Below are 304 nucleotides of genomic sequence, written 5' to 3'. Positions count from 1 at the left end.
AACTTATTCCTCGCAGTAGTGATATTTCACCTGGCATTGATGGAATTTGCCCGGGGCCTTTTCCTCCGAACGGATTTACCGTACTTACAGATGCAGCATATGGTAACGGAGACTGTTTCGGTTTGTACTGGCCTATTGGTCAGGAGCATAAACTACCTATAGTGTGCGAAACGTACCATGACGAATGGCGAATCGTACCTGCCTTTTCCAGCATTAAGAAGTTCGAAGAATGGCTGGAAGTGAATGATGATGATCCCCATGAAAATGGCATCAGCATCGAAGATCAAGACTTTGCAGCAAATCT

1 pseudogene is annotated in these 304 nt (G+C 45.1%); it reads left to right on the top strand.

The annotated features are described in order from the left end of the window. A pseudogene (yfbP, locus tag RTW80_RS28505) lies at positions 1–304 on the top strand (tetratricopeptide repeat protein YfbP); the annotation flags it as partial.

This window comes from Escherichia sp. AM3, from assembly GCF_032029835.1.
Classification (GTDB): Bacteria; Pseudomonadota; Gammaproteobacteria; order Enterobacterales; family Enterobacteriaceae; genus Escherichia; species Escherichia coli.
The sequence above is the reverse complement of the archived record's forward strand: the minus strand, read 5'-3'. Positions and strand labels throughout refer to the sequence as shown.